Source organism: Janthinobacterium woesei (assembly GCF_051380875.1).
In the GTDB taxonomy this organism is placed as follows: Bacteria; Pseudomonadota; Gammaproteobacteria; order Burkholderiales; family Burkholderiaceae_D; genus Janthinobacterium.
Genome location: NZ_JBNYXW010000045.1, coordinates 1 through 2,943 on the forward strand (window position 1 = coordinate 1; position 2,943 = coordinate 2,943).

Annotated in this window: 2 protein-coding genes and 2 pseudogenes; 3 read left to right on the forward strand and 1 reads right to left on the reverse strand. The window is 58.6% G+C overall.

The window, feature by feature from the left end:
• Both ACQ4W6_RS25615 and istB read left to right on the forward strand, forming a co-directional pair.
• A pseudogene (locus ACQ4W6_RS25615) lies at positions 1 to 733 on the forward strand (IS21 family transposase); the annotation flags it as partial.
• Positions 730 to 1,515 (forward strand): IS21-like element helper ATPase IstB, encoded by a 786-nt coding sequence (gene istB / locus ACQ4W6_RS25620; RefSeq protein ID WP_436569975.1) that lies wholly within the window; start codon positions 730 to 732, stop codon positions 1,513 to 1,515. The pseudogene ACQ4W6_RS25615 and the gene istB, both read left to right, overlap by 4 nt.
• Before the next feature lie 21 nt (positions 1,516 to 1,536).
• Here the strand turns inward: istB and ACQ4W6_RS25625 are convergent.
• Positions 1,537 to 1,965 (reverse strand): annotated as a pseudogene (locus ACQ4W6_RS25625) (transposase family protein); the annotation flags it as partial.
• Between the two features lie 201 nt (positions 1,966 to 2,166).
• Here ACQ4W6_RS25625 and ACQ4W6_RS25630 point away from each other — a divergent pair.
• Positions 2,167 to 2,658: a cupin domain-containing protein gene (locus ACQ4W6_RS25630; RefSeq protein ID WP_436569976.1), complete on the forward strand. Its 492-nt coding sequence runs from the start codon at positions 2,167 to 2,169 to the stop codon at positions 2,656 to 2,658.
• Positions 2,659 to 2,943 lie beyond the last annotated feature (285 nt).

A 2,943-nucleotide genomic window follows, 5' to 3' on the forward strand; every position in this document is an offset into this window, starting at 1 on the left:
GCTCAAGCGCACCATGGAACAGGCGCTGCTGCTGCGCGGGCACCGCGACTTCGCCGACCTCGACGCGTACCGGCAATTCGTCGCCGAAGTGTTCGGGCGGCTCAACGCCCGGGTGGCACGCAAGTTCAACGAAGAGCGCAAGCTGCTCAGTGCGTTACCGGTGCGGCGCAGCAGCGACTACGAAGAGGTCGATGCCCGCGTCACAAAATACGGCACGATGACGGTAAAGAAGGTGCTCTACACGGCGCCATCACGGCTGGTGGGACATCGCCTGAAGGTGCGCATTTACAGCGACAAGCTTGAGTGCTGGCTAGGCAATGTGTGCGTGCTGGAACTAACGCGCGGCCAACCCGACGCCAACGGGCGCGGCAAGGTCGTCGACTACCGCCACCTGCTGCCAGCGCTCAAGCGCAAACCCGGCGCGCTGGCCCGTTCGGTGTTGCGCGATGCGCTGTTCCCGCGCACCGAATACCGCCTGATGTGGGCCCAGCTCAAGGAGCAGTTGCCAGAAGTGGGCGCGTGCCGACTAATGGTGGGTTTGCTGGATCTGGCCGGCAACGGCGGCTGCGAGGCGGCTCTGGCGCAGCGCCTGGCACTGCTGCTCGATAGCGGACAATTACCGGACCTGGAGCAGTTGCGACTTGAGCTTGCACCGCATCCGGCGCACTACCAGGACGTGACTGTGACGTTGCCCGACCTGGCCGCCTACGACCAGCTGCTGGAGGCCGCGTGACGGACGTGGTGGCACGCCTGCCGCTGATCCTCACCGAACTGCGTTTGCCCACCATCAAGCGGCTGTGGGGTGCGCTGGCGGCCCAGTCGAACAAAGAGGGATGGCCCGCCGAACGGTTCCTCGCCGCCGTGATGGAGCACGAACTGGCCGAACGGGAAACGCGGCGTCTGGAGCGGCATCGGCTGGAGTCTCAACTGCTGGCTGGCAAGTTGCTGTCGAGCTTCGACTTCACGACCGTGCCGACAGTGTCGAAAGCTCACGTCACGGCACTCGTCGAGGGTGACGGCTGGGTTGAACAGGGCGCCAACTTACTGCTGTTCGGGCCGCCTGGCGTGGGCAAAAGCCACCTCGTGTGCGCTATCGGAAACGGTCTGATTGATCGCGGCTACCGCGTGCACTTTACGCGCACCAGCGATCTCGTACAGCGACTACAAGTGGCGCGTCGCGAGATGCGGTTGCCGGCCGAGATCGCGAAGCTGGACCGGTTCGACCTGCTCATCCTCGACGACCTCAGCTATGTTCGACGCGACCAAGCAGAAACGTCAGTGCTGTTCGAATTGATCGCGGCACGCTATGAGCGCAAGAGCCTGGCCATCACCGCCAACCAACCATTCTCTGGCTGGGACCAGGTGTTTCCGGAGGTGGCGATGACGCTGGCGGCGGTTGACCGGCTGGTGCATCACTCGACCATCTTCGAACTCAACGTTGAGAGTTACCGGCGTCGTGCCGCCAAGTCCGCGCAAGCACCGGCCAGCGGCAAGGCGACGACTAGGAAGGATTAACAACAACTCGCTTCACCGGCCAATATCCATATGTAAAAAGCCGGGCTCGTAATCCTTGAACGACTTTTTGGTGACCGGCTTGTCGCCTTCGCGTGCAGCCAGTTCGAGCAGACTGGACACACCATGGCGCCGCAAGCAGCGCCCCAGGGCACCACGCGAAAGCGCCGGATTGACGAACTCGCGCGCGACTGCCAGCAAGTCGTCGGTGGGCAAGAGCAGCGTAGTGCGCAGCGCCACGACGATCAGCTCCTGGGTGGGCGTGAGCGTCGTGTGCATAGTGTGCGGCCGGTGCGAGCGGTCTTGCGGGCTGTCGCGATTCTGCCATTTGCGGATCTTCAGGCGGCTCACGTTATAACGCTCGGCCAGTTCCTGTTGGGAAAGTGTCGAGTTGCGGATTTCTTCCCGAATCAGGTGGGTGGTACTGGCTTGGCTGTGAAGGGCTTGGGTCATGGCGCTGGCGATGGGGTGACAGGAATCAACAGTGTACTCAACAGGCGCCTGGCTTTGAAGTAGGGCAAGCTGCGCGTCGGGACATGATCACCCAACTCTAGACATATAGCGAGAGGTGGTCGCACCACCTCTCGCTGACTTCGAGGTGGGGTATAGCAGGCTTGTAAATCTCCGGCTCCGACCTATATTGAACTACCCAGTTTGAGTTCTAGTTCCAAAGTCGATCAGGTGGTATGGGATACTGGGTTCCCATATGTATCACTGCTTGATTTTCCTGATTCAGCAATTTCATACTTGCCAGCAATTTACCTGGAGGGTCATGCGATGAATGGGATGTTAGAAAAAAAATCTTTGGATAAGCCGGACGAAGTCCGCCCATTCAAAGATGGAAAAGGTCAGCTGGCTGTCTTTACACTCGGCAATCACACGATGGGGCGTGGCGAATTCGAACCTGGTTGGCGCTGGAGTCTGCACGTAAAACCGATAGCAGGAACGGATTCTTGCCAGGCAGCTCATACAGGTATCATCCTTGAGGGACGGATGGTCGTTAAAATGAATGATGGGGCTGAGATGGAGTATGGCCCGGGCGATGTCTTTTATATGCCGCCAGGGCATGATGCTTGGGTAGTTGGCAACCAGCGTTGCGTGGTGTTCGATGTAACAGGCGTCGCAAAGTACGCCAAGCCGCAATAATGGGCGCCAACTGAATTCGGAAGGAAAAGGGTGTTTATTTTTGAAGATGCATTGGATTTGTGCGAAGGTTATCTGGAACGGACGTCGGTGTTAGAAAACAGGCGAAAATGTAGACTTGGTAGTTCCGAATTCGGGTTGATTGCGGCGTGACCTCAAATACGTTCAGAAGTGCTGTGGTCTAATTTGCCCGGACACCTCAATAGGTGGAAAATCCATCTTCTGAGGAGTGAAGCATGACAACAAAAAAACGTAGAGTATTCGATACCAGCCTGAAGCTGGAAGTGG